The following is a 22,315-nucleotide window of genomic DNA, read 5'->3' as shown; positions in this document are numbered from 1 at the left end:
GGAGGAAATCCCATGATGCCGTTTCATGCGCGCCTGTTCGGCGCGGTCGTCGCGTTGACGCTTGCGGCAGGCAGCCCTGCCCTCTCGCAGCAGCTCGAGCTCAAGATCATGGCGCCCGCGGCCCCTGGCGGCGGCTGGGATCAGACCGCCCGCGCGATGCAGCAGGCTTTGGTCGCCGCCAAGATCGCCCGCAGCGTCCAGGTCACCAATGTGGCGGGCGCCGGCGGCAGCGTCGGCATCGCGCAGTTCGTCAATAGCGCCAAGGGCGACGGCAACCAGATGATGGTGAACGGCTTCGTCATGGTCGGCGCGCTCGCCATGAACAAGTCGCCGGTGACGCTCGAACAGGTGACGCCGATTGCGCGCCTGACCGAGGAAATCCAGGTGATCGTGGTGCCGGCGAATTCGCCGCTCAAGACGGCGCAGGACCTGGCCGCGGCCGTGAAGGCCGACATCGCCAAGGTGACCTTTGCCGGCGGCTCGGCCGGCGGCGTCGATCACGTGATGGCGGCGTTGTTTGCGGGAACGATCGGCGCCGACGCCAAGAAGATCAACTACATTCCGTTCTCCGGCGGCGGCGAGTCGCTGGCGGCCATTCTCGGCGGCAAGGTCACCGCAGGCATTTCCGGACTGAGCGAATACGAAGGACAGATCAAGTCCGGCAAATTGCGCGCACTCGGCGTGACGTCGGAAAAGCGTATCGCCGGCATCGATATTCCGACCTTCAAGGAACAGGGGATCGACCTCGTACTCGCCAATTGGCGTTCGGTGGTCGCGCCTCCCGGCATCACGGCAGAACAGCGCAAGACGTTGAGCGAGGCGGTCGAGAAGATGGTCAAATCCGACGCCTGGAAGGACATCCTCAAACAGAAGGGCTGGGATGACGCGTATCTTTCCGGCGATGCGTTCGCGGATTTCCTTAAGAAGGAGACGACGCGCGTCACCGACGTGCTGAAGTCGGTCGGCCTCGTCAAATCATGACAGACAGCGCGCTCAGCGATCTTCCGCAGCGGCCAGTCTCTCGACGCATCGATCCCGCGGGTCTCGTCATTGCCGCGGCGCTCGCCGTACTTGCTGCGGTGCTGGTGTGGGACGCAAGCAAGCTGGCATCCACCACGATGTACGGCATGGGCCCCGAGGCGATGCCGATCGTCGTCGCGATCGGGCTCGGCATCCTCGCGATCGCCAACCTGATCGACGCGCTGCGCGGCAACCTGCCGCCGCGCGAGAGCGCCGACCCCAAGCCTGTGCTGCTGATCCTTAGCGGGCTTGCGCTGCTGATCGCCATCATCGGCCTTGGCGGCGGCTTTATCCTGGCGACATCGGCGCTGTTCGTCACCACCTCGGCTGCGTTCGGGCGGCGTGCACTTCTCGCCGACCTCGCCATCGCCGTCGTGATGACGACCCTGATCTATCTCGCTTTCGATCGGCTGCTGACGTTGAGCCTCCCCGCCGGGCCTCTGGAAAGACTGCTGTAATGGAAACTTTCGCCGCGCTCGCGCATGGCATGGCTGTCGCCGTGCAGCCCATGAACCTGCTCTACGCGCTGATCGGCGTGTTCCTCGGCACTGCGGTCGGCGTGCTGCCCGGCATCGGTCCGGCGCTCACGGTCGCATTGCTGCTGCCGGTCACCTACAAGCTCGATCCCGGCGGCTCGCTGATCATGTTCGCCGGAATCTATTACGGCGGCATGTATGGCGGATCGACCACCGCCATCCTGATCAACACGCCCGGCGAGAGCGCGTCGATGGCGACCGCGCTCGAAGGCAACAAGATGGCCAAGGCCGGCCGCGGCGGTCCGGCGCTGGCGACGTCCGCGATCGGCTCGTTCGTCGCGGGCACCATTGCCACCATCGGCCTGGCTTTTCTCGCACCGTGGCTGGTAGATTTTGCGGTGCGCTTCGGGCCTGAAGATTATTTCGCGCTGATGTGCGTGGCCTTCATCACGGTGTCGGCGACTTTCGGCGATTCGCCGATTCGCGGACTAACCAGCCTGTTCATCGGGCTGACGCTCGGGCTGGTCGGCATCGACAAGCTCACCGGCCAGGCCCGGCTTGCTTTCGGCATCCCCGAACTGCTCGACGGCGTCGAGGTGACGACGCTTGCGGTCGGCCTGTTCGCCTTGGGCGAAGCGCTTTACGTGGCATCGCGCCGCCATCACGCCGAGGAAAAGATCGAGCCGGTGCGCGGCTCGCTGTGGATGACGAAGCAGGACTGGATGCGATCGTGGAAGCCGTGGCTGCGCGGGACGATGTTCGGCTTTCCGATCGGCGCGCTTCCCGCAGGCGGCGCGGAAATTCCGACATTCCTGTCCTACTCGACCGAGAAGCGGCTGTCGAAACATCCGGAAGAATTCGGCAAGGGCGCGATCGAGGGCGTCGCGGGACCGGAAGCCGCCAACAACGCCTCCGCCGCCGGCACGCTCGTGCCACTTTTGACGCTCGGGCTTCCGACTTCGGCCACGGCTGCGATGATGCTGGCGGGCTTTCAGCAATACGGGCTGAACCCGGGACCGCTGCTGTTCGCCGAGCGGCCTGATCTCGTGTGGGGCCTGATTGCGAGCTTGTTCATCGCCAACGTGATGCTGCTGGTGCTCAACCTGCCGCTGGTCGGGCTGTGGGTAAAACTGCTCGCGATCCCGCAGCCATGGCTGTACGCCGGCATTCTCGTCTTTGCGACCATGGGCACCATCGCGGCAAAGCCGTCGGTGGTCGAGCTGTCGATGCTGGCAGCCTTCGGCGTGTTGGGCTTCCTGATGCGCCGGTTCGATTTTCCGATCGCGCCCGTCGTCGTCGGCCTCATCCTGGGGCCGATTGCCGAAAGCCAGTTGCGCCGCGCGCTCGCGATCAGCCTCGGCGATCCCATCGTGCTGCTGCAGAGTCCGATGTCGGCGACGCTGCTCGGCATCGCGCTGATCGCGCTAGTGGCGCCATTCGTGCTGAAGGGACTCGGCCGCTTCAGGGCCAGCGAGGATTAGGGCGTGGACTCATTAGCGGGCAGCCAAATTCGGATTGAGGCGAGTTTGAATTGCCTTCCGCTTTCGGCGTCACAGCGGACATGGCTGGACTTGCCGCTGGGTCGCCCTTGTAGCGAGTGACCCATCCCGGAAGTAGGCCCTAGTCCAGCAGCGGCCTGCCCGATATGCTTTGATGCGTGGGGCTGGAACTGAGACGCACGGTGGCCCGATGTACATATTCATTCGAAAGTACACCAAGGTTCGTTCGGTTGCGGATGCCGCTCGCCGCGCCAAAAGCGGCATCGGTCGGATACTGAGGGAATCGCCCGGATTCAGATCTTATTATGTACTGGATGGGGGCGAAGGCGTCGGTGTCGCTGTGATGATATTCGAGGACCGCGAAAGCGCCATTGCGGCGAACGACAAAGTTCTGGAGTTTGTTCGAGCAAGCCTGCATGACCTTATTCTTGGCGACCCCGAAATCATCGCCGGGGAAGTTTTGGTGAATATAGAATCCGATGCGTAATTGTTCGCAAAGGGTCCTCATCCGCTACGTGCGCAAGCCTGGGACAAGACTGGCCGTCACGGCGCGCATCAAGTTGGAGATGGAGAAGTGGGGCAAGGTGGTGCGTGACGCCAATCTGAAGACCGAATGACCTGACGGAGGCAATGTCTGCGCCGGCCGCTTCCTGGCGCAAAGCGGCCGTTTCATGCTCGCACTGAGGATTTCCGGTTTTGACCGATTGTGTTGAAAAAGTCTTCGGTTGCGCTGGTTGATGTTCGCTGATTCAGTCGTTGCGAGAGGACTGAATCATGATGGGACATCAGCGAGTTGAGCAGGTCGCGTTGTTCTATGAGTTTTCGCTCGAGCGGCACGTTCCGGCCGATCATTTGTTGCGATCGATCGACAGGTTCGTGGACCTCGATGGGTTAAGGCGAGAGCTATCCCCCTTCTACAGCACGATCGGGCGGCCCTCGATCGCGCCCGAGCTGATGATCCGGATGCTGTTGGTCGGTTACTGCTTCGGCATCCGCTCGGAGCGGCGCCTGTGCGAAGAGGTTCACCTCAACCTGGCATACCGCTGGTTCTGCCGCCTTGGGCTCGATGGTGACGTGCCCGATCATTCGACCTTCTCAAAGAACCGACATGGCCGCTTCCGCGATAGTGATCTGCTGCGACGGCTGTTCGAAGACGTCTTGCGCCGCTGCATCGACGAGGGTCTGGTTGGCGGAGAAGGCTTTGCGGTCGATGCTAGCCTGATCAAGGCCGATGCTAACCGGCAGAACGGCGTCGAGGGCGAAAAGGGGTTGCCGCCAAAAGCCGCAAGCCGTGCCGTCGACGAGTATCTAGCTGTCCTGGACGATGCGGCGTTTGGGGCCGCGACCGAGATCGTCCCCAAGTTCATCTCACCGGCTGATCCTGCCGCGCGCTGGACCGGTGCCCATGGCGGACAGGCTTTCTTTGCCTACTCCACGAACTATCTGATCGATGTGGAAAATGCGATCATTGTCGACGTTGAGCCGACCACAGCGATCCGGCAGGCAGAAGTTCTCGCTGCCAAGCGCATGATCGAGCGGACCGCAAAGAACTTCGGTCTTCACCCGTCCAGGCTTCTCGGTGACAGCGCCTATGGTTCAGCCGACATGCTGGGCTGGCTGGTCGATGAGCACGGCATCGAGCCGCATGTGACCGTGTTCGACAAATCAGCGCGCAAGGATGGGACCTTCACACGGGAGGACTTCAACTACGATCCAGTCAGCGACGTCTATATCTGTCCTGGCGGCAAGACGCTGACCACAACAGGGACGCGTGTGAATGATGGCGAGACGTTGCTTTATCGAGCGAGCAAGGCTGACTGTGACGCCTGCGCCTTGAGGCCACACTGCTGCCCGAACACGCCTGCTCGAAAGGTGCCTCGCTCGATCCATGAGAGAGCCCGCGACATGGCGCGGGCGATTGCTAAATCCTGGGAAGGTCGAGCATCGCGACGGCTACGTAAGAAGGTCGAAATGTTGTTCGCTCACCTCAAGCGCATTCTCAAGCTCGACCGACTGCGATTACGTGGACCAAACGGGGCTCGCGACGAGTTCCTCCTTGCAGCAACCGCCCAGAACCTCCGGAAACTAGCCAAGCTGGTCCCAATGCCGCAGCCAAATCCGGCCTGAGAAGCGGTCGGCTGTGCCGCATTTGCGGCTCGCCTCGCTCGCGGGCCGACTTCTTCAACGGAATCGACCCATATCGGACTCTCGGCGCTTGTCAGCGCTTCTTAGAGGCGCATTGCCAAGTAGCCGGCCCCCAACGACGCGCGCAACCGTCGTGATCGAAATGGCGACACTGCTCCGCGAACAGGGCGAAGAGCTGTCAGTTTGTCAGGCGCGCCCTATCGAGGAAGAGCTGCACCTCGTGGAAAAGCTGGATCCGGTTCTTTTCCAACAGCACGAAATGGGATCCCTCGCCAATCATGACAAGCCGCTTGTCGGGGCCGCTCGGCAGCTTGCGGAAAACGGCTTGCGCGCCCTCCGGAGGGGCGAGCCCATCCCACTCCGCGACGATCACCAGCGTGGGGACCTTGATCTGCGCTGGATCATAATATGGCTTGCCTGCCTGCCAGTAATTCCGGCCGTCCTGAAATACGCCGGCTGGGCTGCGCAGCACCGGGGGCTCCTGTTTCGAGCCAACGGGATCGGAGGCGATGGCAGCCGTCGCCCACGCCTCGAACCCCGGCATCAAGTCGCGCTTTCGATCATCGGGTGCGCCGACCTGCAGGCGCTCCCGCGTGGGCGGGGCTGCAACGTAGGCGCCCAACGGAGGGGGCGCAGTTTGCGAGGGCTGCGGGGTTCGCAGCCATATGGGCGCAAAAAGCACGAGGTTATCGACCTTGTCGTTGTGGTCGCCGGTGTAGGCGCCGGTGATAGCTGTCCCCCATGAGTAGCCCACGAGACTGAGCTTGGAGACGCCTCGCCGCTGAAGGATAAAATCGACAGCAGAGCCGACATCCCTCACCGCGACATCGGTCGTGACGATAGGAGGATTACTGGCTGCTGGCTGGTCCATTTCCGGCGGCCGCGTCGATCGACCGTAGCCGCGCACATCCACCAGATACACATCCCAGCCGCGCTGGGCGATGTAGTCCATCCAGGATAGCCCTTCGAGCGGAAAATCGAATATCGCCTCGCCTGGCAAGGTCGCACCATGGACGAACAGCAACGTTTTCTGTGCCGCAAATTGCGTCATGCCTTCCGGGCGCTTGTTTCTGACGTACAGCTTTATCCCAGGATCGACAGCGTCGATCATGAAGTGCTCGGTCAAGAGTTTCGGCGTCTGGTCGGCCGCTCTGCCGGATGAGAACGCTGCGAACGTGGCCAAAGCCGCGGCCGTCAGCAACGTGACGATTTGTGCTCTGTAAGGCATCGTTCTGAGCCTCCAACAACGGTGAATTTTGGCGGTCGATGTCCGTTCGCGAAGTCGCGGCCCATATGACCGCAAGTGCAGGCGATTTACCCTCACTCTGCCGCGCGATCACGCGCAGACCGCCGAGTCATAGCGGAACCGACAACCCTCCGTCAGATTTGGAACCGCGCCTCACGGCACTAGAGTTGCGGAGGCGCGTCTGTGTGTAGGGCCTTTTACGTACCGGGCGTCTTGACGACCAATTTTATGTCCAAGAGGTTGACGCCCTTGAACGGGTTCGGCACGCTTTCGATACTGCCCGTACCCTTAGCGTTGGCATAGGCACCGGTGTCCGAGAGGATCGTGTATTCGCCCTTTGACAGGCCGTCTTTGGCCAAGCCGGTGTAACGCGCCGTGATCGAGCCATCCTCGAAGGTGTAGGTGCTGTAGCCGTAGAAGGGTCCCGAGCCTTTGAGCAGGTCTGCGGAATGGGCGAACTCCTTCACCCCGATACGGCCGTCCTTGAAGACGGCGACGCCAAAAAACTTGCCGGACATGACCGTCTGTCCTTCGACGTTTGCTGCCTCTGTTACCTTGACATCGATGGGCTTGGTGACGAGCTTGAATTCTAGCACCTGTTCTCCGGCTAGAGCGGTCGACGCGGCAATGACCAGCGCCACGCCAGAAAGGAAAACGGCGAGAGACTTGCGCATAGGCTTCTCCTCCGCTTGCTGGAATTAAGATGTGGAATGCTTGCCGTGCCCGCCAGCGGCTGAAGTTTTGGGGATCGTCCAGCGTGCAGGCTCGAACACAATTACGATCTTAGCACCAGCCGGGGACAATTCCATGTCGAAGCCGCCCTTCACCATCGTCCGGAACCGGCGGAACTGACCTAGTGCCAACCCTCGGTAGGCAGGCTCCGCACAAGCGCTGCACGGCGCGAGCGCGTGAGATAACAGATGCCACTTTGTGCGATGTTCGCGCTGTGCTTGGTCTATTCACGCTGAAATTGATCGGATTGGGGGCCAAGCCAGGGTATGTCCGGATTTGGCACTTAGCGTCGTTCGCTGCGATGCGGAATTTGGTCCGCTATCCCCGCATATCGGACGTCGAGTAGCCATCAAGCTCGATTATGGTATCCGCCCTGGTCCTTCCAGCGGGGCGATGGATGCCGTTTGAAGTCATGACCGGCACAATTCTTGCTCGAATCCAGTCTGCCTGAATACATCCGCCTGCGGGTCGCCTGTTTCCCGGGCATTTTTTGGATTTGATTTTTATGCGTTGCCTTGTCGTTGCCGATTTACATTATTCATTGCCGCAGTTCGACTGGCTGCTTGCGGCAGCGCCTGAATTCGACGTCGTCATTTTCGCCGGCGACGCGCTCGATATCGGATCGTTCGTTGATTTCCGCGCCCAGATTCTGGTGGTGAAAAAATACCTGTCGCTGCTCTCCCAAACGACGCGCGTCATTCTCTGCTCGGGCAATCACGATCTCGACGACCGCAGCGCCGAAGGCGAAAAGGTCGCGCGTTGGATCGGCGAGGTCCGCGAGCTCGGCATCGCCTGCGACGGCGACAGCCTGACCGTCGGCGACGTCGGCTTCACGGTGTGTCCGTGGTGGGACGGGCCGCTGGTCAAGAGCCGCATCGAAACCCAGCTTCGCGACGCCGCGGCAGCACGGGCGCCGCGCTGGATCTGGGTGCATCACGCGCCGCCGGCGAATTCGCCGACGAGCTGGGGCGGCAAGCGGTTCTTCGGTGACGTCGAACTGGTGCAATGGATCGCGCAGTACCAACCGTCGATGGTGATCTCGGGCCACGTGCATCAGTCGCCATTCATTTCGGATGGTTCGTGGTTCGACCGGCTGGGCCCAACCTGGGTATTCAACGCCGGCCTGCAGCCGGGTCGCCCGCCGGTCTATATGGTGCTCGATCTCGATGAGAGCACGGCGTTCTGGCTGCCGGCGGGCGAGGCGCATTACATCGATCTCAAGGCACCCCTGCAGCGGCCGGCCGCGCCGGTCACGATCGTTCCAGCGTGGCTCAAATCCTTGGGTCGGATTGCCGATCCGAGCCTGGCGAGACCTGCGTCGGCGGCAGGTTGATCATGCTCTGCAGGAGTTCGCCGACCATCGAGAGATGGTTACCCTGACCGGCATATTGATGCATCAGGTCGGCCAGATAGGTGTTGGCGACGTTGAGGCGCTGCGCCAGCAGGCGCGCGATCAAGAGTGCCATCGCCGGCTGATCGCGCAGGAACGCCGCGGCGTCGTCGAACTCGTAGACGACGGAATCGGCGGCGGCGCGCACGGTCGCGGTATGCGGCTGCTCGAGTAGCACCGACATTTCGCCCAGCATCGCGCCGGGCTCGGTCAGGACGGCGACGACGCTATCGCCCTTGATGACCTCCAGCCGTCCTTCGAGCAGCACGAACAGATGTCCGGTCCTGCTGCCCTCATGGAGCACGAGCGTGCCCGCCGGCACGGCTCGCTTCGTTCCTCCGGTACAATAGTCCAGCACCGCGCGCATTAGCATCTCCTTGTCGGTCAAGACTAGGCACTGATGATGCCAAGGTCGAACGGTAAGGCACGTCTGGTTGCTCAAAATATCGGCAATGCCAGCGTTCACAGACAGCATCGCCAGAGCAAGCCGAAACTTCAGATTCTCGCGAGCATGGCCGCTTTCAGCTTTGCGATGCGTGCTTCATCGCGCTTGTAGAACGTCCACTGCTTGACGCGCTTGGCGCTCACCAGTCCCGCTTGCGACAGTATTTTCAGGTGCTCGCTCACGGTGGGTTGGCTGACGCCGAGCTTTTCGGCAATCAAGACCCCGCACACGCCGTCCTTGACGAGATCGCCGTCGACCTGCTCGCGAAAATGCGCCCGAGGGCGTTTCAGCCACTCCAGGATCAAAAGCCGCCGATCGTTGGCGAGCGCGCGAAAAGCAGACTCGACGTCGTCTTGCAAAGAAGGCATATTGCCAATTAGCTAAATGACTAATTCCTGTCAATGAGTGGGGGAGCGCCTTGTGATGGCCGCGCCGGTGGATGCCGTAACCTCGGAAACGATCTTACAATGCGAGCGGCTCATTCGACCCTTTATCCGGCGGACGCCGGTCGTCGAAGTCGATGGCGCCGAATTTGGCCTTCCCGGCCGTACGCTGACGCTCAAGCTCGAGCTTCTGCAGCACTCCGGCTCGTTCAAGGCGCGCGGCGCCTTTGCCAATCTGTTGACCCGCAATGTACCGCAGGCCGGCGTGGTCGCGGCGTCGGGCGGCAACCATGGCGCGGCGGTGGCCTATGCCGCAATGAAGCTTGGGAAGCCGGCCAAGATCTTCGTTCCGAGCATCGCTTCGCCGGCGAAGCTGCAACGCATCCGCGACTACGGCGCCGACCTCGCGATCAAAGGTGACCGCTATGCCGATGCGCTCGCGGCAAGCGAGATATGGGCGCAGCAAACCGGCGCACTGCCGGTGCCGGCCTTCGATCAGAAGGAGACCATCATGGGACAGGGAACGATCGGCCTTGAGCTCTCGGAGCAGGCACCTGACATCGATACCCTGCTCGTATCTGTGGGCGGCGGCGGGCTGATCGCCGGGATCGCGGCCTGGTATGCCGGCCGCATCAACGTAGTCGGCGTCGAGCCGCTTGCATCGCCCACGTTGACCAGGGCCCTTGAAGCCGGCCATCCGATCGATGCTGAGGCCGGCGGGCTGGCTGCGGATTCGCTTGCGCCGCGGCGCGTCGGCGAACAGGTCTTCCCGATCGTACAGAAATACGCACGACAAACCGTGTTGGTTTCCGACGCCGCAATCGCCGACGCACAGGCGACGCTTTGGCGCGCCTTGCGCATCGTGGCAGAGCCGGGCGGCGCGGCAGCATTTTCCGCGATCCTGTCGGGCGCCTACAAGCCCGCCGCCGACGAACGCGTTGCCGTCGTCATCAGCGGCGGCAACACCGCGGCAGTCAATTTCGATCTCGCTATTGGCAGCCGATAGGTCGTGCCCCAGCCATCTGCGTCCCGCCGTGCTTCGCGGGTCGCATGGTGCGATGGCTCGCCATGTTTGGAATCACTCTAAACTATAGCATGGAATCCTTCTAAATCGAGCCATTCGCGACATCCAGTCGCTGACGACATCGCAGCCGCTGCGCTACTGAGACTGGCATCTTCACCAGCTTTGTCGGGCAGCTCTCATGATGAATATTCGCGCTACCGCCGCAACCGCAGCGTTGCTTTGTTTTACCGCGTTCGGAGCCTCGCCGGCGTCCGCCGACGGCGAGGTCAACGTCTACACCTACCGCGAAACCAAGCTGATCCAGCCGTTGTTCGAGGCCTTCATCAAAGACACCGGCATCAAGGTCAACGTCGTCTCGGCGAGCTCTGGTCTCGAGCAGCGCATGAAGGCGGAAGGCGCCAACAGCCCCGCCGACGTGCTGCTCACGGTCGATCTCGGCCGCCTCGACGATGCCGTGCAGGCCGGCGTCACCCAGCCGATCAAGTCGGTGGTGATCGACGAGATCGTGCCGGCGCAGTATCGCGATCCGGACGGCCACTGGGCCGGCATTTCCATGCGCGCCCGCGTGATCTACGCCTCGAAAGACCGCGTCAAGCAGGACAAGATCACCTATGAAGAGCTCGCCGATCCCAAGTGGAAGGGCAAGATCTGCATCCGCTCCGGCCAGCACATCTACAACAACGGCCTGTTCGCGGCCTATGTGACCAAGTACGGCGAGGCCAAGGCCGAGGAATGGCTGAAGGGCGTGAAGGGCAACCTGGCGCAAAAGCCCTCCGGCGGCGACCGCGAAGCCGCGCGCGACGTGGCGGCGGGCAAGTGCGATATCGGCATCGGCAACACCTATTACTGGGCGCTGATGATGAACAACGACCCCGAGAAGAAGCCGTGGGCGGAAGCCACCAAGGTGATCCTGCCGACCTTCGAAGGCGGCGGCACCCACGTCAATCTTTCCGGCGTCCTGCTCGCGAAGAACGCGCCCAACAAGGCCAATGGCGTGAAGCTGATCGAGTGGCTCGCCGGTGAGAAGGCGCAGCAGATCTACGCCGATTCCAACTACGAATACCCGATCCGCGCCGGCGTCGCCGTCAACCCAACCATTGCGGGCTATGGCAAGCTCACCGCTGATCCGATGCCGATCGCCAAGATCGTCGCCAACCGCAAGACGGCCTCGACGCTGGTGGACAAGGTCGGGTTCGATAATTGAGCACGACCGTCCGCGAAGCATTAGACCCGTGATTGCGCGGCATACACGAATGCGTTCCCTCCCCCCTTGCGGGGGAGGGTTAGGGAGAGGGGTAAGTCATACGGGCAGTGTCGCTCGCGGCCACCCCTCTCCCCCACCCTCCCCCGCAAGGGGGGAGGGAGCCCACCTGCGCCAGCGGATAAACCTCGGCTTACCTCGCCGACGTGTGACGACGTGAATCCCGTTACCCGCTCGGGCCGCATCGCCGCGTCCATTGCGGTTGCGACCGCCATTCTTGTCGCCGCTCCCGTCATCTCCATCATCGCGCTGGCGATGCAGCCTGCGCCTGACGTCTGGCAGCCGCTCATCGAATATGTGCTGCCGCGAAGCCTGCTCGACACCACGCTGCTGCTCGGCGGGGTTGCCGCGCTGTCACTCACGATCGGCACCGGCACGGCGTGGACGATCTCGCTGCATGAATTCCCCGGCCGGCAAATGCTGCTGTGGCTGCTGCCGCTGCCGCTCGCGATCCCCACCTATCTCGCGGCCTATGTCTATGTCGACCTGTTCGAGCCGCTCGGCCTGGTCCACCAGACCCTCGCGGACTGGATGCCGCTGCGAGATGCGGTGCGCCTGCTTCCCAACCTGCGCTCGCTGCCCGGCGCCATCATCGTGATCGCGCTGGTGCTCTATCCTTACGTCTATCTTTCGGCGCGCACGATGTTCCAGTTCCAGAGCGCGGAATTCGCGGAAGCCGCCAAGACTCTTGGCGCCGGACGCTGGACCATCTTCTGGCGCATCTCGCTGCCGATGGCGCGACCGGCGTTGGCAGTCGGCGTCGCACTCGTATCGCTGGAAACGCTGAACGACATCGGCGCCAGCGAATATCTCGGCGTTCGTACGCTCACGGTGTCGGTGTTCACGACCTGGCTCAACCGCGGCAGCCTTGCCGGCGCCGCGCAGCTTTCCTGCTTCATGCTGGCGATCGTAGCCGGGCTGATCGCGATCGAGCGCTACGGACGCCGCAACGTCACGACAGAATTTTCCGCCGAAAGCCCCCGGCTCACGCAACGGACGCCGCTCACCGGCATCAAGGGCATTTGCGCGTTCGCCGCCTGCCTGCTGCCGGTCTGCCTCGGATTTCTGGTGCCGCTATTGTTTCTTGCGCATCAGAGCTTCAAGCGCGGGCTGTTTGCGAATTTTGACATGACGTTGTGGCGCGACGCCTTCAATTCGGTCGCGTTTGCAAGCATCGCCACGCTGAGCGCGCTACTACTCGGATTTGCGACCATCCTGGCCTGGCGGTGGCGGCCGAACACACTGCGGTTTGTCGCGATGAACATCGCACAGACCGGCTACACGCTGCCCGGGCTGGTGCTGGCGCTCGGCCTGCTCGCGCCCCTGCTCGCCATCGACAACGGACTGAACACGCTCGCCGGATGGCTCGGACGATCGCTGCCGGGATTGATCATCGTCGGCTCCGGCGCCGCCGTGGTCATCGCCTATGTGATCCGGTTCCTGGCGGTGCCGACCGGATTCATCAAGGCGGGGTTCGAGCGAATCCCGCGTGACTACGACGACAGCGCGCGCGCCGCCGGCGCCGGCCAGGCCACGACGATGCGGCTAATTCATCTACCGCTCTTGCGCCCCGCAATGCTTGGCGCGATCATCGTGGTGTTCGTGGATTGCCTGAAAGAATTGCCGGCGACGCTGCTCTTGCGGCCGCTCAACGTCGAAACGCTGTCGACCTCGATCTACCAGTACGCCAGCCGCGGCAGTTTCGAGGAAGGCGCACTCGCCGCGCTCCTGATCGTCGCCGCCAGTATCGGCCCGGTGGCGTGGCTGACGCGGTTTTCGGACGTACCGGCAGGGCCGGCGTGAGTGGACGTCGTAGCAACTATTAGATCCTCATGGTGAGGAGGCGCTTTAGCGCCGTCTCGAACCACAAGGCCGCGCTGGTGCCATTCATCCTTCGAGACGCCGCTACGCGGCTCCTCAGGATGAGGTCTGACAGCACAGCCTATGTCCCAAATCGCAAAGCAGGAGCGTCCTACATCGCCCTCACAAATCTCCGAAATCCCGGCGAACCCGTAATCGCCTCGAACGCCGGGTCGCGTTTTTCTTCGGCGAATGCAAAGCCCGCCTTGGCATAACATCGCTCGGCGGCCTCGTTGCCGATCAGAAACGAGATCGACGCCCGCTCGAATCCCGCGGCTCTTCCGGCCGCGAGCGCGTGATCGATCAGCGCCTGCACCAGCCCGCGGCCGCGATAGGCCGGCAGCGTGGCGACATGCTCGATCAGCCATTCGCCCTCGCCGCCCTGCACCCAGCAATTCGCCCCATAGGTGCCACGCCGGAAGATCGCCTTCAGATCGGTGGCGCTCAGCCCGATCGCGGTCGCCACCTCCCGAATCGCCGCCCGCGCGGCGGCCTCGGTGCCTTCAGCGGGCAGCGCGCAGAGCGATGCCGCCGGCTCACCTTCGACCTCAGCGACGATGAATTGGGTGATGTGCCACCACGATTGCGCTGGCGCGATCGCGATGCATTCGACGAACGAAAGGCATTGTGGCTCGTCCCAGCCAAGCGCGATGTCGAACCAACCGCGCGGGAACGGGCCGCGCTGCGATGACAGGATGTTGCGGGCAATGAAGCCTGCATCCTCGGGACGCGCGGGGCGGACAGTGACAGCCGACCGCCCCGCCATCAGTCAGGCGTTCTTCAACGCGACGCGAAACTCGGCTTCGGTCTTCGCCTTCACCTCGTCCAGCGTGACGCCGTCGGCGAGCTCGATCAGCGCCATGCCGTCCTTGCCGTGCTTGTCGATGGTGAAGACCGCAAGATCGGTCACGACCATGTCGACCACGCGTTCGCCGGTCAGCGGCAGCGTGCACTTCTTCAGGAGTTTTGGGCCGTCCTTGGCGGTATGCTCCATCACGACGACGACGCGCTTGACGCCGGCGACAAGGTCCATCGCGCCGCCCATGCCCTTCACCATCTTGCCGGGGATCATCCAGTTGGCGAGATCGCCGTTCTGCGCCACCTGCATCGCACCGAGGATCGAGAGATCGATATGCCCGCCGCGCACCATGCCGAAGGAATCGGCCGATGAGAAATAGCTGGTCGACGGCAATTCGCTGACCGTCTGCTTGCCGGCGTTGATCAGGTCGGCGTCTACCTCGTCCTCATAGGGGAACGGCCCCATGCCGAGCATGCCGTTCTCGCTTTGCAGGCTGACGTCGATGCCTTCGGGGATATAGTTCGAAACCAGCGTCGGAATGCCGATGCCGAGATTGACGTAATAGCCGTCGCGCAGTTCCTTTGCGGCGCGCGCCGCCATCTGTTCACGGGTCCAGGCCATTAGATTTCTACTCCCGTTGCGGCCGCGGACGCGCTCGACGGGCGCGGCCGGGTATTGCGGAACTCGATGCGCTTCTTTCCAGTTCCGACTTCGATGATGCGTTTGACGAAAATGCCCGGCGTGTGGATGCAGTCCGGGTCGAGTTCGCCGGCTGGAACCAGATGCTCGACCTCGGCGACGGTGATCTTCGCGGCGGTCGCCATCATCGGGTTAAAATTTCGCGCGGTCTTGCGGTAGATCAGATTGCCTGCGGTGTCGCCCTTCCAGGCGTGGACGATGGCGAGATCGGCGAACAGGCCGCGCTCCATGATGTATTTCTCGCCGTCGAACTCCTTCACTTCCTTGCCCTCGGCGATCAACGTGCCGACGCCGGTTTTGGTATAGAAGGCCGGGATGCCGGCGCCGCCGGCGCGGATGCGCTCGGCCAGCGTGCCCTGCGGATTGAACTCGAGTTCCAGTTCACCGGCGAGGTATTGCTGCGCGAACAGCTTGTTCTCGCCGACATAGGACGAGATCATCTTCTTGATCTGGCGGGTCTCCAGGAGCCGGCTCAGCCCGATACCGTCGACGCCGGCATTGTTGGAAACCACCGTCAGATTCTTGACGCCGGAATCGCGGATTGCGTCCGACAGGGTTTCGGCAATACCGCACAGACCGAAACCGCCGGACATGATCATCATGCCGTCCTTGAGAACGCCGTCGAGTGCCGATTTCGCGTCGGGGTAAACCTTGTTCATGTAATATGACCTGATGGAGGGAACGGCTGAAAGCCGGGCATTATCTCCGGATTATTAGGCGAATTCTTCGCGGTGCGTCAATGACGGGTGGATTATGCCGCCGAACTGCCCATCGAGTGCCATGTCGGCCTTGAAAGCGTCAAGAAAAGCCTTCAAGTTGCATGGGTTGGCACGGGCTTAACGTTTGCGCCGCCTGCCCTAATCAACATAGACCTTTTAGCATCAACCGAGTTCGGTTTAGCCAGATCCGGATATGTCACTGACGATGGCCCAAGGAATGAAGCGCCTCGGGATGCCGGTTGCGGCGCTGTTCGGCGTGGCCGTGCTCGCCCTGATCGGAACCTCCTGGTTCATCAACCGCGACGCGCTACGGCAGGCAGTCGAGGCGCAGATCCGCGCCGTCACCGGGCTCGAACTGGTGGTCACCGGTGCGATCGACGTATCGGTGTTTCCGGGCAGCTATGTCTCGTTCCACAATGTCGGGCTGAAGGGCGGCGGCACCGCCGACCCCGCGCTGCAGGTGGAGGTGCTGACCGCAAATCTGCGCCTGCTGCCATTGTTGCTGCGCCGCTTCGAAATCGCAGACGTCATGATGTTGCGGCCGCATATCCACGTCGTCAGAGAGGCCAGCGGCCAGAGCAACTGGACGCCGTTTGTCGAACGCATCGCGCGCACGATGAAGCCCGGCGCCGAAAACCAGGTGTCATTCTCGGAAATCAGGATCCAGGACGGTGTGCTCAAATACGAGGATGCCGCCAACCGTGTCACCGAACAGCTCGGCGACATCGATCTCTCGCTGGCCTGGCCGTCGATCTCGCGCTCGTTCGCCGCGACCGGACAATTCGACTGGCGCGGCGAACGCGTTGACGGCTCGATCTCGGCCAGCGACTTCGTCGCGATGCTCTCAGGCGACCGCTCGGGTCTGAAGGCGCGGCTGGTCAGCGCGCCATTGAAACTCGCCTTCGACGGTTCGGTCGCCAACCGTACCAGCCTGATGATGGATGGCACGGTTACCGTCGACAGCGTGTCACTGCGCAACGCGTTGCGCTGGATGGGACAGCCGGTGCCCGGCAGCGGCGGGTTCGGCCGCTTCGCGCTGAAGGCCCGCGCCAACGTCGTCGGCGCCTCGGTTGCCTTGACCAACGTGAATGTCGAACTCGACGGCAACGTCGCCGAGGGCGTGATGACGGTTGCCAATAACGGCCGCCAGACGCTGCAGGCGACGCTTGCCGCAGGCAACCTGGATTTCACGCCCTATATCTCGACCGTCCGCCTGCTGGCGAGCGGCGCGCGCGACTGGAACCGGCAATTGTTCGACCTCACCTCGCTCTCCGCCACCGACCTCGATATGCGCCTGTCGGCGGCGAGGGTGACGGTCGGCCCGACGAAACTCGGTCGCACCGCGTTCGGCGCCAATCTGCGCGGCGGTGCGCTGGCGCTCTCGGTCGGCGAAGCGCAGATGTATGGCGGCATCGCCAAGGGCTCGTTCGGCATCGCGCGTTCGGACGCGATTGCCGACGTCAAGGCGCAATTCCAGTTCACCGATGTCGATCTGCAGACCTGCGCCAGCGAATTGTTCGGCATCACCAAGCTTTCCGGCCGCGGCAATCTCGGCGTCTCGTTGATGGCATCCGGCTCGAGCCCGTTCGGCCTCGCCTCCTCGCTCGACGGCACCGCCACGCTCACCGGTCACGACGGCGCGATCGCCGGCTTCAATGTCGAGCAGCTCTTGAAGCGGCTGGAGCGGCGGCCGCTATCCGGCGGCGGTAATTTTCGCTCGGGCACGACACCTTACGACAACCTCACCGTTTCGGTGCACTTCAACGACGGCATCGCCACCGTCGAGGATATCCGCGTCGATGGACCGACCACGCGCCTGACGCTCACCGGCACCGCCTCGGTGCCAGCTCGCGAATACGACCTCAAGGGCGTCGCCAGCCTGACCTCAACCGCGGCCGGCGGCGACAAGGGCTTTGAGCTGCCCTTCGTCGTGCAGGGCCCGTGGGATGATCCGCTGGTGTTTCCCGATCCGGAAAGCCTGATTCGCCGTTCGCCGGGCGCAGCGCCCTTGCTCGATGCGGTGAAGGATCGCAAGACGCGCGATGCGGTGCGCTCGGTAATCGAGCGGTTTACCGGTGGAGGATCGCGGCAGGCGGTACCGGAGGCGGCGGCGGACGCGCCGGCCAATGCACCGGCGAAAGCGAATTAACGTCAGCGTAATCCGCCTTAACGACCCCGGGTTGACGGATTGCGCCTTAGCTAATCCGCTTACTGGGCTTGGTAGCTGGAAAACAAAGCGACGACGTCGACCAATGCGGCAGCTCCCGCCGCAACGACGATCACCAACGTGAACGCGTGAAGGAGATACTTCTTATACGCAGGTCGCTTTTCGCGCTCGGCCGCAAATTCTCTTGCGAATGGTTTTGAGAAAACGAGGAGCAATGCGGCAGCCAGACTCAGAACTCCTATTGTCGCGCCCCAGATGACACCGGCATGCACCGGGCCAGTAAAGCCCCAAAATGCAAAGGCGGTAGATCCCGCAGCAAGAAAATAAAATGCCGCACCTGCGTATCGCGCAATTTTGCTGAACAGCCAGAGGCCCAGCAAAACGACCAGCGCTGCCACCGCGTGAACCGCAAGACCATCCCCAAGTCGCGGCAGATACCACTGCGAATAGATGAAAAGGCTGCAATTCACGGCCGCGATCAAAGCCAATAGGTAAAGCGCCGCTCTGTAGCCGCATCGCTCAAGCATGCAACCTCCTCCGAATTATGCTCATGGAATGTTGTCGCTGCGGCGATCACCTATGCTATGCGGCCTGTTGAGAAAGTAATCCCGATTGCCCAGCGCCGCTTCGGCATATTGATCGATCGCGACAACGATTGCCTGGACGTGGGCATGGCACCATCCTTCCCGCGTCGCCCTGATCCGAACCTCCGCCAGGGCTTTTAGCCACGGCGGGTTATCTGCGTTGGGGTTGTACCATCTGAGTGGTCCTGACATCGCCGGCCTCTGTTGATGAAATCTTCCAACTCCGCCCGCTTGCGCGCGAGCAGGAGCTGCGCCCGCGCGTTATCCAGCCCGGATTGATTGAGCTGACGAGCAAGCTGATCCAGTTCGGCAACCCACCGGCGCAGGGCTTGAATGGGATCATCGCTCACGGCGGCCAGGCGCCCCGATCGCGGGCTTCCTGCTGACCGCACGGACCTCCAGCTTCAGCCGCTCATCGACATTGAGCAGCCGCTCTTCGCCGCCAAGCCGGTTCCGTTCGCCGATGAGGCCGACCATGGTGGCCCGCATGGCCATCAGACGCGTTGCGGCTTCCGAACAGTCCTCATCCCGGTTGACCCGTTTGCGGATGTTATCCTCCGCGCTCAGCATCTCCGACCGTAAGAACCTGATTTTTCTGCGAATTTCATTCAATTTGTTGTCCATGGGCCACCTCGCTGCGGTAGAACCCCATAAGAACAAATAAAGAACAAATTTCAAGTTAAGAGTTTGGATCGAATCAAAGATTCTTTGAGGTTCCAGATGTCCCGTCTACCGGACCAGGTGGATGCGCCGATGACGCCGCGCCAATTGGCGACGCTGCGCACGCTCAGCGCCGAGGCCTATCAGCCAAAACTGTTCGAGAAAAACCTGACGGCACGGGAAGCCGAGCGGCGGATCGCGGCGCTTAAGGCAGAGATCGAATTGGCAAATTCGTTTTGAGCCGTCCTTGACCGGGACGATAGGAAGCCGGCGCGCGCTGCCGCAGTCCTAGTCGATTGCGATATCTTTGTTCCAAAACCAACCTAAGCCCGGTTTCATCCAGGAACCTTGCTCCTCGCTGCGCGCTTATCCCGAAATGAACGGAAGCCGTCATGCAGCGCTGCGCGTAGACGCGATGGCGACTGCATGCGTCAGTGAAGGAGGTTGCAGCCTCGCGATGATCGCAAGCTTCGACGTGACGTCCCAATCGCTGAGATCAGCCGCGCGACAGCTACCGTGCAGAGATGGATGGAGGAGACCTTTTGATGACCGAGCCAACCGAACAGGAAATCAAAAAGCGCGCCTATGAGATCTGGGAGCGCAACGGCAAGCCCGAAGGCAAAGAGGACGAATTCTGGCGTCTGGCTGAGCAGGAACTAAGGAATGAGGACAAATCCTCGCCCGTCCGCACTCCCGATACGCTGTGATGCGAGGACCGCTTAGCCGGAAAGCCGATGTCTCATCCCGCCGCGGCCGAAACGATATTGTTGTATTTTGTCCTGCCGGTTTGGTTATTGGCCGGATTTGCCGATTACCTCTGCCATCGCGCTATGCGGATCGAATTGACGAGCGGCTACAAGGAATCGCTGCTTCATCTGTTGATGTTGGCAGAGATAGGCATTCCCCTCATGGCGGCGATGTTCTTTGAGATCAACGCGCTCATCATCGCGATCATGATTGTCTGCTTCGTTCTGCATCAATTGACGGCGTGGTGGGACACGACATTCGCCAGCCAAAAGCGAACCATCCCGCCCATCGAACAGCATGTGCATAGTTTTCTCGAGCTGATGCCTCTCACGGCCATGCTCATCGTCATCGCGTTAAATTGGCCGCAGTTTCTCAGCCTGTGGGGACTTGGCCCCGAGGCTGCGCGCTATGACCTTGTTCTCAAGCAGCACCCGCTGCCCTGGCAATTCGTCGCCGGTTTCTTGTCGGCTTCCGTGTTGTTTGAGGCGCTTCCCTTTCTGGAGGAATTCGTTCGGAGCCTGCGTTCGCGGAAACAGGCGTGACTTTCAATGCGGAGCCGGTCATGAAAATTGCTGTTATAGGAGGGACCGGGCTAATCGGATCGACACTCGTGGCTTACCTGACTTCGCGCGGTCATTCCGTCGTTTCGATGAGCAGGAGCGGCAACGTCGATATCTCCAAGGCGACATCGCCCGCATACTGGCTACCGCATCTCGATGGCGTCGAGGCGGTCGTGAATTGCGCAGGGGTACTCCAGGACAGCCCGGGCGACTCCACGTCAATGGTGCATCACCACGGCATCGCGAACCTCTTTGCCGCTTGCGAGCAGCTCCAGATCCGTCGCGTCATCCATTTTTCCGCCATCGGCGTCGACCGCGAAACCCCGAGCGATTTTTCCCAATCGAAATTGTCAGGCGACAAGGCGCTGATGGAGCGCGATCTCGATTGGGTCATCTTGCGGCCCGCAGTGGTGATCGGCCGCCCGGCCTATGGCGCCAGCGCGCTGATGCGAGGCCTGGCCGCGATGCCCGCCATTCCCGTGATGCCGAACACGGGACAGCTCCAGATCGTCCTGCTGGAGGACGTCGTACGGACCGTGGAGCATTTTCTCGACCCCGCCACGCCGGCACGGCAGGTTGTCGAACTGGTCGGCCCGCAGCGCTATTCCTTCGGCGAAGTCGTCGCGCTGATCCGCCGCTGGTGCCGCTGGCCGCCCGCACGGGAAATTCGCCTGCCGCAGTTCGCTTCCAGCCTCATGTACAAGCTCGGCGACATGATTTCGTACCTCGGCTGGCGGCCTCCCGTACGAAGCACGGCCGAGCGCGAGATGGTGCGCGGCGCCGTTGGCAATCTCGAAGACATGCAGCGGCTCGGGCTGCAGCCCAAAAGCCTTCCGGAATTCTTTGCCGCTGAGCCGGCCTCCGTGCAGGAACGCTGGTTTGCCGGCATGTACCTGGTCAAGCCCGCGATCTTTGTCGTTCTGTCCCTGTTCTGGATCTCGACCGGTTTAATCTCACTCGGGCCGGGCTGGGGTTATGGCATGGGCCTCATGGGCGAAGGCGGCGTCGAAGGCACGGCTGCCGCGCTGACGATAATTGCGGGCGCCTTGGCCGATCTGGTCATCGGAATTGCGATCGCCTACAGGCCGACCAGCCGCTACGGCCTCTATGCGGCCATCGCCATCTCATTCGCGTATGCGATCATCGGTACCATCCTGGTGCCGCGGCTCTGGGCCGACCCCTTGGGGCCGATGCTGAAGATCTGGCCGATCATCGTCCTGCATTTCGCGGCGCTAGCGGTGCTCGAGGACCGATGATGCTCTATTTCGTCCTCAAATATCTCCATGTCGTCGGCGCCGCCGTGCTGCTCGGCACGGGCGCGGGCATCGCCTTTTTCATGCTGGCGGCCCACCTCGGCGGCAAGCCGACCGTGATCGCCGGCGTCGCCCGCATCGTCGTGATTGCCGACTTCATCTTCACCGCGACCGCCGTCGTCGTGCAGCCCATCACCGGCACGCTGCTTGTGCTAAACGTCGGCTATTCGTTCTGGGACGGATGGGTCTTCTGGTCGATCGTGCTGTATGTCATCACCGGCGCGCTGTGGCTGCCGGTGGTATGGATGCAAATGCGCCTGCGCGACCTCGCCGTGATCGCAGCGGCAGAGGGCAAGCCGCTGCCGAACGAATATCACCGGATCTTCTGGCTGTGGTTTGCGTTTGGCATTCCGGCGTTCACCGCCGTTGCGATCATAATGTGGCTGATGATTGCCAAGCCGCAGATCGGGGTTTTCTGAGATGCGTCGGCTATCGCTAGGGATGAACGGTCGTAGCCCGGATGAGCGCAGCGATATGCGGGTCTTTAACTGCCCCGCATATGCGCATGCTATCTGCTGCTGCCCCCAGCAGCGTCTTTGATGCTGAGTAGCGCTGAGCCAAGCCGTCGATCAGCCATGTTCTTCCG

The 22,315-nt window shown here is 62.2% G+C and carries 25 protein-coding genes; 16 read left to right on the top strand and 9 right to left on the bottom strand.

What is annotated here, in order from left to right:
- The first annotated feature begins 12 nt into the window (after positions 1-12).
- The 6 genes from RX328_RS05660 to RX328_RS05635 all read left to right on the top strand — a co-directional run bounded on the left by RX328_RS05660 (position 13) and on the right by RX328_RS05635 (position 5,122).
- Complete coding sequence (locus tag RX328_RS05660) at positions 13-981, top strand: Bug family tripartite tricarboxylate transporter substrate binding protein (protein ID WP_213254159.1); 969 nt, start codon at positions 13-15, stop codon at positions 979-981.
- Positions 978-1,478, top strand: coding sequence for a tripartite tricarboxylate transporter TctB family protein (locus RX328_RS05655; RefSeq protein WP_213254161.1), 501 nt, complete (start codon positions 978-980; stop codon positions 1,476-1,478). The genes RX328_RS05660 and RX328_RS05655 overlap by 4 nt, the downstream gene beginning before the upstream one ends.
- On the top strand, positions 1,478-2,977 hold the full coding sequence (locus tag RX328_RS05650) for a tripartite tricarboxylate transporter permease (RefSeq protein WP_213254163.1): 1,500 nt from the start codon (positions 1,478-1,480) through the stop codon (positions 2,975-2,977). The genes RX328_RS05655 and RX328_RS05650 overlap by 1 nt, the downstream gene beginning before the upstream one ends.
- Positions 2,978-3,185: 208 nt before the next feature.
- Positions 3,186-3,482: a hypothetical protein gene (locus RX328_RS05645; RefSeq protein ID WP_028349245.1), complete on the top strand. Its 297-nt coding sequence runs from the start codon at positions 3,186-3,188 to the stop codon at positions 3,480-3,482.
- Complete coding sequence (locus tag RX328_RS05640) at positions 3,475-3,612, top strand: hypothetical protein (RefSeq protein WP_213254165.1); 138 nt, start codon at positions 3,475-3,477, stop codon at positions 3,610-3,612. The genes RX328_RS05645 and RX328_RS05640 overlap by 8 nt, the downstream gene beginning before the upstream one ends.
- Positions 3,613-3,769: 157 nt before the next feature.
- Positions 3,770-5,122, top strand: coding sequence for a transposase (locus RX328_RS05635; RefSeq protein ID WP_213257637.1), 1,353 nt, complete (start codon positions 3,770-3,772; stop codon positions 5,120-5,122).
- 196 nt (positions 5,123-5,318) lie between these two features.
- Here the strand turns inward: RX328_RS05635 and RX328_RS05630 are convergent, their stop codons facing one another.
- Both RX328_RS05630 and RX328_RS05625 read right to left on the bottom strand, forming a co-directional pair.
- Positions 5,319-6,368, bottom strand: a complete 1,050-nt coding sequence (locus RX328_RS05630; RefSeq protein WP_213253313.1) for an alpha/beta hydrolase — start codon at positions 6,366-6,368, stop codon at positions 5,319-5,321.
- 215 nt (positions 6,369-6,583) lie between these two features.
- The gene (locus RX328_RS05625) at positions 6,584-7,060 is read right to left on the bottom strand and encodes a hypothetical protein (protein WP_213253312.1); all 477 of its coding nucleotides are present in this window, start codon (positions 7,058-7,060) and stop codon (positions 6,584-6,586) included.
- Positions 7,061-7,623: 563 nt separating this feature from the next.
- On the opposite strand from RX328_RS05625, the gene RX328_RS05620 reads away from it, so the two are divergent.
- The gene (locus RX328_RS05620) at positions 7,624-8,451 is read left to right on the top strand and encodes a metallophosphoesterase (protein ID WP_213253311.1); all 828 of its coding nucleotides are present in this window, start codon (positions 7,624-7,626) and stop codon (positions 8,449-8,451) included.
- On the opposite strand, the gene RX328_RS05615 is transcribed toward RX328_RS05620, so the two are convergent.
- Both RX328_RS05615 and RX328_RS05610 read right to left on the bottom strand, forming a co-directional pair.
- A complete protein-coding gene (locus RX328_RS05615) occupies positions 8,390-8,875 on the bottom strand; it encodes a Crp/Fnr family transcriptional regulator (protein WP_213253310.1) in 486 nt (161 codons plus the stop codon). The genes RX328_RS05620 and RX328_RS05615 overlap by 62 nt on opposite strands.
- 128 nt (positions 8,876-9,003) lie before the next feature.
- A complete protein-coding gene (locus RX328_RS05610) occupies positions 9,004-9,321 on the bottom strand; it encodes an ArsR/SmtB family transcription factor (protein WP_213253309.1) in 318 nt (105 codons plus the stop codon).
- 55 nt (positions 9,322-9,376) lie between these two features.
- Between RX328_RS05610 and RX328_RS05605 the strand changes: the two genes are divergently transcribed.
- From RX328_RS05605 to RX328_RS05595, 3 genes are all read left to right on the top strand, one after another.
- Positions 9,377-10,342 carry a threonine/serine dehydratase gene (locus tag RX328_RS05605; RefSeq protein WP_213253308.1) on the top strand — a complete coding sequence of 322 codons (966 nt, stop codon included), beginning with the start codon at positions 9,377-9,379 and terminating at the stop codon, positions 10,340-10,342.
- Positions 10,343-10,538: 196 nt separating this feature from the next.
- Positions 10,539-11,564, top strand: a complete 1,026-nt coding sequence (locus RX328_RS05600; RefSeq protein WP_213253307.1) for a Fe(3+) ABC transporter substrate-binding protein — start codon at positions 10,539-10,541, stop codon at positions 11,562-11,564.
- 213 nt (positions 11,565-11,777) lie between these two features.
- The gene (locus RX328_RS05595) at positions 11,778-13,424 is read left to right on the top strand and encodes an iron ABC transporter permease (RefSeq protein WP_312018058.1); all 1,647 of its coding nucleotides are present in this window, start codon (positions 11,778-11,780) and stop codon (positions 13,422-13,424) included.
- A 169-nt stretch (positions 13,425-13,593) separates the two neighbouring features.
- On the opposite strand, the gene RX328_RS05590 is transcribed toward RX328_RS05595, so the two are convergent.
- Genes RX328_RS05590 through RX328_RS05580 form a run of 3 tightly spaced genes read right to left on the bottom strand, consistent with a single transcriptional unit; the run spans position 13,594 to position 15,638 of the window.
- The gene (locus RX328_RS05590; RefSeq protein WP_213253306.1) at positions 13,594-14,247 is read right to left on the bottom strand and encodes a GNAT family N-acetyltransferase; all 654 of its coding nucleotides are present in this window, start codon (positions 14,245-14,247) and stop codon (positions 13,594-13,596) included.
- 3 nt (positions 14,248-14,250) lie between these two features.
- Entirely contained in the window at positions 14,251-14,901 is a 651-nt protein-coding gene (locus RX328_RS05585) for a CoA transferase subunit B (RefSeq protein ID WP_213253305.1), read from the bottom strand.
- Positions 14,901-15,638: a CoA transferase subunit A gene (locus RX328_RS05580; protein ID WP_213253304.1), complete on the bottom strand. Its 738-nt coding sequence runs from the start codon at positions 15,636-15,638 to the stop codon at positions 14,901-14,903. Before RX328_RS05580 ends, RX328_RS05585 begins: the two co-directional genes overlap by 1 nt.
- Positions 15,639-15,903: 265 nt before the next feature.
- Between RX328_RS05580 and RX328_RS05575 the strand changes: the two genes are divergently transcribed.
- Positions 15,904-17,847: an AsmA family protein gene (locus RX328_RS05575; protein WP_213253318.1), complete on the top strand. Its 1,944-nt coding sequence runs from the start codon at positions 15,904-15,906 to the stop codon at positions 17,845-17,847.
- A gap of 59 nt (positions 17,848-17,906) precedes the next feature.
- Here RX328_RS05575 and RX328_RS05570 read toward each other — a convergent pair whose 3' ends face one another.
- Positions 17,907-18,392 carry a hypothetical protein gene (locus RX328_RS05570; protein WP_213253303.1) on the bottom strand — a complete coding sequence of 162 codons (486 nt, stop codon included), beginning with the start codon at positions 18,390-18,392 and terminating at the stop codon, positions 17,907-17,909.
- Between the two features lie 396 nt (positions 18,393-18,788).
- Complete coding sequence (locus RX328_RS05565) at positions 18,789-19,073, bottom strand: hypothetical protein (RefSeq protein WP_213253302.1); 285 nt, start codon at positions 19,071-19,073, stop codon at positions 18,789-18,791.
- Between the two features lie 96 nt (positions 19,074-19,169).
- On the opposite strand from RX328_RS05565, the gene RX328_RS05560 reads away from it, so the two are divergent.
- From RX328_RS05560 to RX328_RS05540, 5 genes are all read left to right on the top strand, one after another.
- The gene (locus RX328_RS05560) at positions 19,170-19,349 is read left to right on the top strand and encodes a DUF3072 domain-containing protein (RefSeq protein ID WP_235984094.1); all 180 of its coding nucleotides are present in this window, start codon (positions 19,170-19,172) and stop codon (positions 19,347-19,349) included.
- 305 nt (positions 19,350-19,654) lie between these two features.
- A complete protein-coding gene (locus RX328_RS05555) occupies positions 19,655-19,816 on the top strand; it encodes a DUF2934 domain-containing protein (RefSeq protein ID WP_213253301.1) in 162 nt (53 codons plus the stop codon).
- Positions 19,817-19,843: 27 nt separating this feature from the next.
- Entirely contained in the window at positions 19,844-20,398 is a 555-nt protein-coding gene (locus RX328_RS05550; RefSeq protein WP_213253300.1) for a hypothetical protein, read from the top strand.
- 20 nt (positions 20,399-20,418) lie between these two features.
- Positions 20,419-21,672 (top strand): SDR family oxidoreductase, encoded by a 1,254-nt coding sequence (locus tag RX328_RS05545; RefSeq protein WP_213253299.1) that lies wholly within the window; start codon positions 20,419-20,421, stop codon positions 21,670-21,672.
- Positions 21,672-22,148, top strand: coding sequence for a DUF2269 family protein (locus RX328_RS05540; RefSeq protein ID WP_213253298.1), 477 nt, complete (start codon positions 21,672-21,674; stop codon positions 22,146-22,148). The genes RX328_RS05545 and RX328_RS05540 overlap by 1 nt, the downstream gene beginning before the upstream one ends.
- The last annotated feature ends 167 nt before the right edge of the window (positions 22,149-22,315 follow it).

This window comes from Bradyrhizobium sp. sBnM-33 (assembly GCF_032917945.1).
Classification (GTDB): domain Bacteria; phylum Pseudomonadota; class Alphaproteobacteria; order Rhizobiales; family Xanthobacteraceae; genus Bradyrhizobium.
Note: the sequence above shows the minus strand (reverse complement) of the source record. Positions and strands in the feature narration are given on the sequence as shown.

What these genes read in the sequence shown, in the direction of transcription:
- RX328_RS05650 (WP_213254163.1), top strand. Translation starts at nt 1,478, where the DNA reads ATGGAAACTTTCGCCGCGCTCGCGCATGGCATGGCTGTCGCCGTGCAG.
- RX328_RS05550 (WP_213253300.1), top strand. Translation starts at nt 19,844, where the DNA reads ATGTCTCATCCCGCCGCGGCCGAAACGATATTGTTGTATTTTGTCCTG.
- RX328_RS05565 (WP_213253302.1), bottom strand. Translation starts at nt 19,073, where the DNA reads ATGGACAACAAATTGAATGAAATTCGCAGAAAAATCAGGTTCTTACGG.
- RX328_RS05590 (WP_213253306.1), bottom strand. Translation starts at nt 14,247, where the DNA reads ATGGCGGGGCGGTCGGCTGTCACTGTCCGCCCCGCGCGTCCCGAGGAT.
- RX328_RS05635 (WP_213257637.1), top strand. Translation starts at nt 3,770, where the DNA reads ATGATGGGACATCAGCGAGTTGAGCAGGTCGCGTTGTTCTATGAGTTT.
- RX328_RS05585 (WP_213253305.1), bottom strand. Translation starts at nt 14,901, where the DNA reads ATGGCCTGGACCCGTGAACAGATGGCGGCGCGCGCCGCAAAGGAACTG.
- RX328_RS05655 (WP_213254161.1), top strand. Translation starts at nt 978, where the DNA reads ATGACAGACAGCGCGCTCAGCGATCTTCCGCAGCGGCCAGTCTCTCGA.
- RX328_RS05555 (WP_213253301.1), top strand. Translation starts at nt 19,655, where the DNA reads ATGACCGAGCCAACCGAACAGGAAATCAAAAAGCGCGCCTATGAGATC.
- RX328_RS05575 (WP_213253318.1), top strand. Translation starts at nt 15,904, where the DNA reads ATGGCCCAAGGAATGAAGCGCCTCGGGATGCCGGTTGCGGCGCTGTTC.
- RX328_RS05605 (WP_213253308.1), top strand. Translation starts at nt 9,377, where the DNA reads ATGGCCGCGCCGGTGGATGCCGTAACCTCGGAAACGATCTTACAATGC.
- RX328_RS05580 (WP_213253304.1), bottom strand. Translation starts at nt 15,638, where the DNA reads ATGAACAAGGTTTACCCCGACGCGAAATCGGCACTCGACGGCGTTCTC.
- RX328_RS05640 (WP_213254165.1), top strand. Translation starts at nt 3,475, where the DNA reads ATGCGTAATTGTTCGCAAAGGGTCCTCATCCGCTACGTGCGCAAGCCT.
- RX328_RS05660 (WP_213254159.1), top strand. Translation starts at nt 13, where the DNA reads ATGATGCCGTTTCATGCGCGCCTGTTCGGCGCGGTCGTCGCGTTGACG.
- RX328_RS05560 (WP_235984094.1), top strand. Translation starts at nt 19,170, where the DNA reads ATGTCCCGTCTACCGGACCAGGTGGATGCGCCGATGACGCCGCGCCAA.
- RX328_RS05570 (WP_213253303.1), bottom strand. Translation starts at nt 18,392, where the DNA reads ATGCTTGAGCGATGCGGCTACAGAGCGGCGCTTTACCTATTGGCTTTG.
- RX328_RS05625 (WP_213253312.1), bottom strand. Translation starts at nt 7,060, where the DNA reads ATGCGCAAGTCTCTCGCCGTTTTCCTTTCTGGCGTGGCGCTGGTCATT.
- RX328_RS05540 (WP_213253298.1), top strand. Translation starts at nt 21,672, where the DNA reads ATGCTCTATTTCGTCCTCAAATATCTCCATGTCGTCGGCGCCGCCGTG.
- RX328_RS05600 (WP_213253307.1), top strand. Translation starts at nt 10,539, where the DNA reads ATGATGAATATTCGCGCTACCGCCGCAACCGCAGCGTTGCTTTGTTTT.
- RX328_RS05610 (WP_213253309.1), bottom strand. Translation starts at nt 9,321, where the DNA reads ATGCCTTCTTTGCAAGACGACGTCGAGTCTGCTTTTCGCGCGCTCGCC.
- RX328_RS05630 (WP_213253313.1), bottom strand. Translation starts at nt 6,368, where the DNA reads ATGCCTTACAGAGCACAAATCGTCACGTTGCTGACGGCCGCGGCTTTG.
- RX328_RS05645 (WP_028349245.1), top strand. Translation starts at nt 3,186, where the DNA reads ATGTACATATTCATTCGAAAGTACACCAAGGTTCGTTCGGTTGCGGAT.
- RX328_RS05615 (WP_213253310.1), bottom strand. Translation starts at nt 8,875, where the DNA reads ATGCGCGCGGTGCTGGACTATTGTACCGGAGGAACGAAGCGAGCCGTG.
- RX328_RS05545 (WP_213253299.1), top strand. Translation starts at nt 20,419, where the DNA reads ATGAAAATTGCTGTTATAGGAGGGACCGGGCTAATCGGATCGACACTC.
- RX328_RS05620 (WP_213253311.1), top strand. Translation starts at nt 7,624, where the DNA reads ATGCGTTGCCTTGTCGTTGCCGATTTACATTATTCATTGCCGCAGTTC.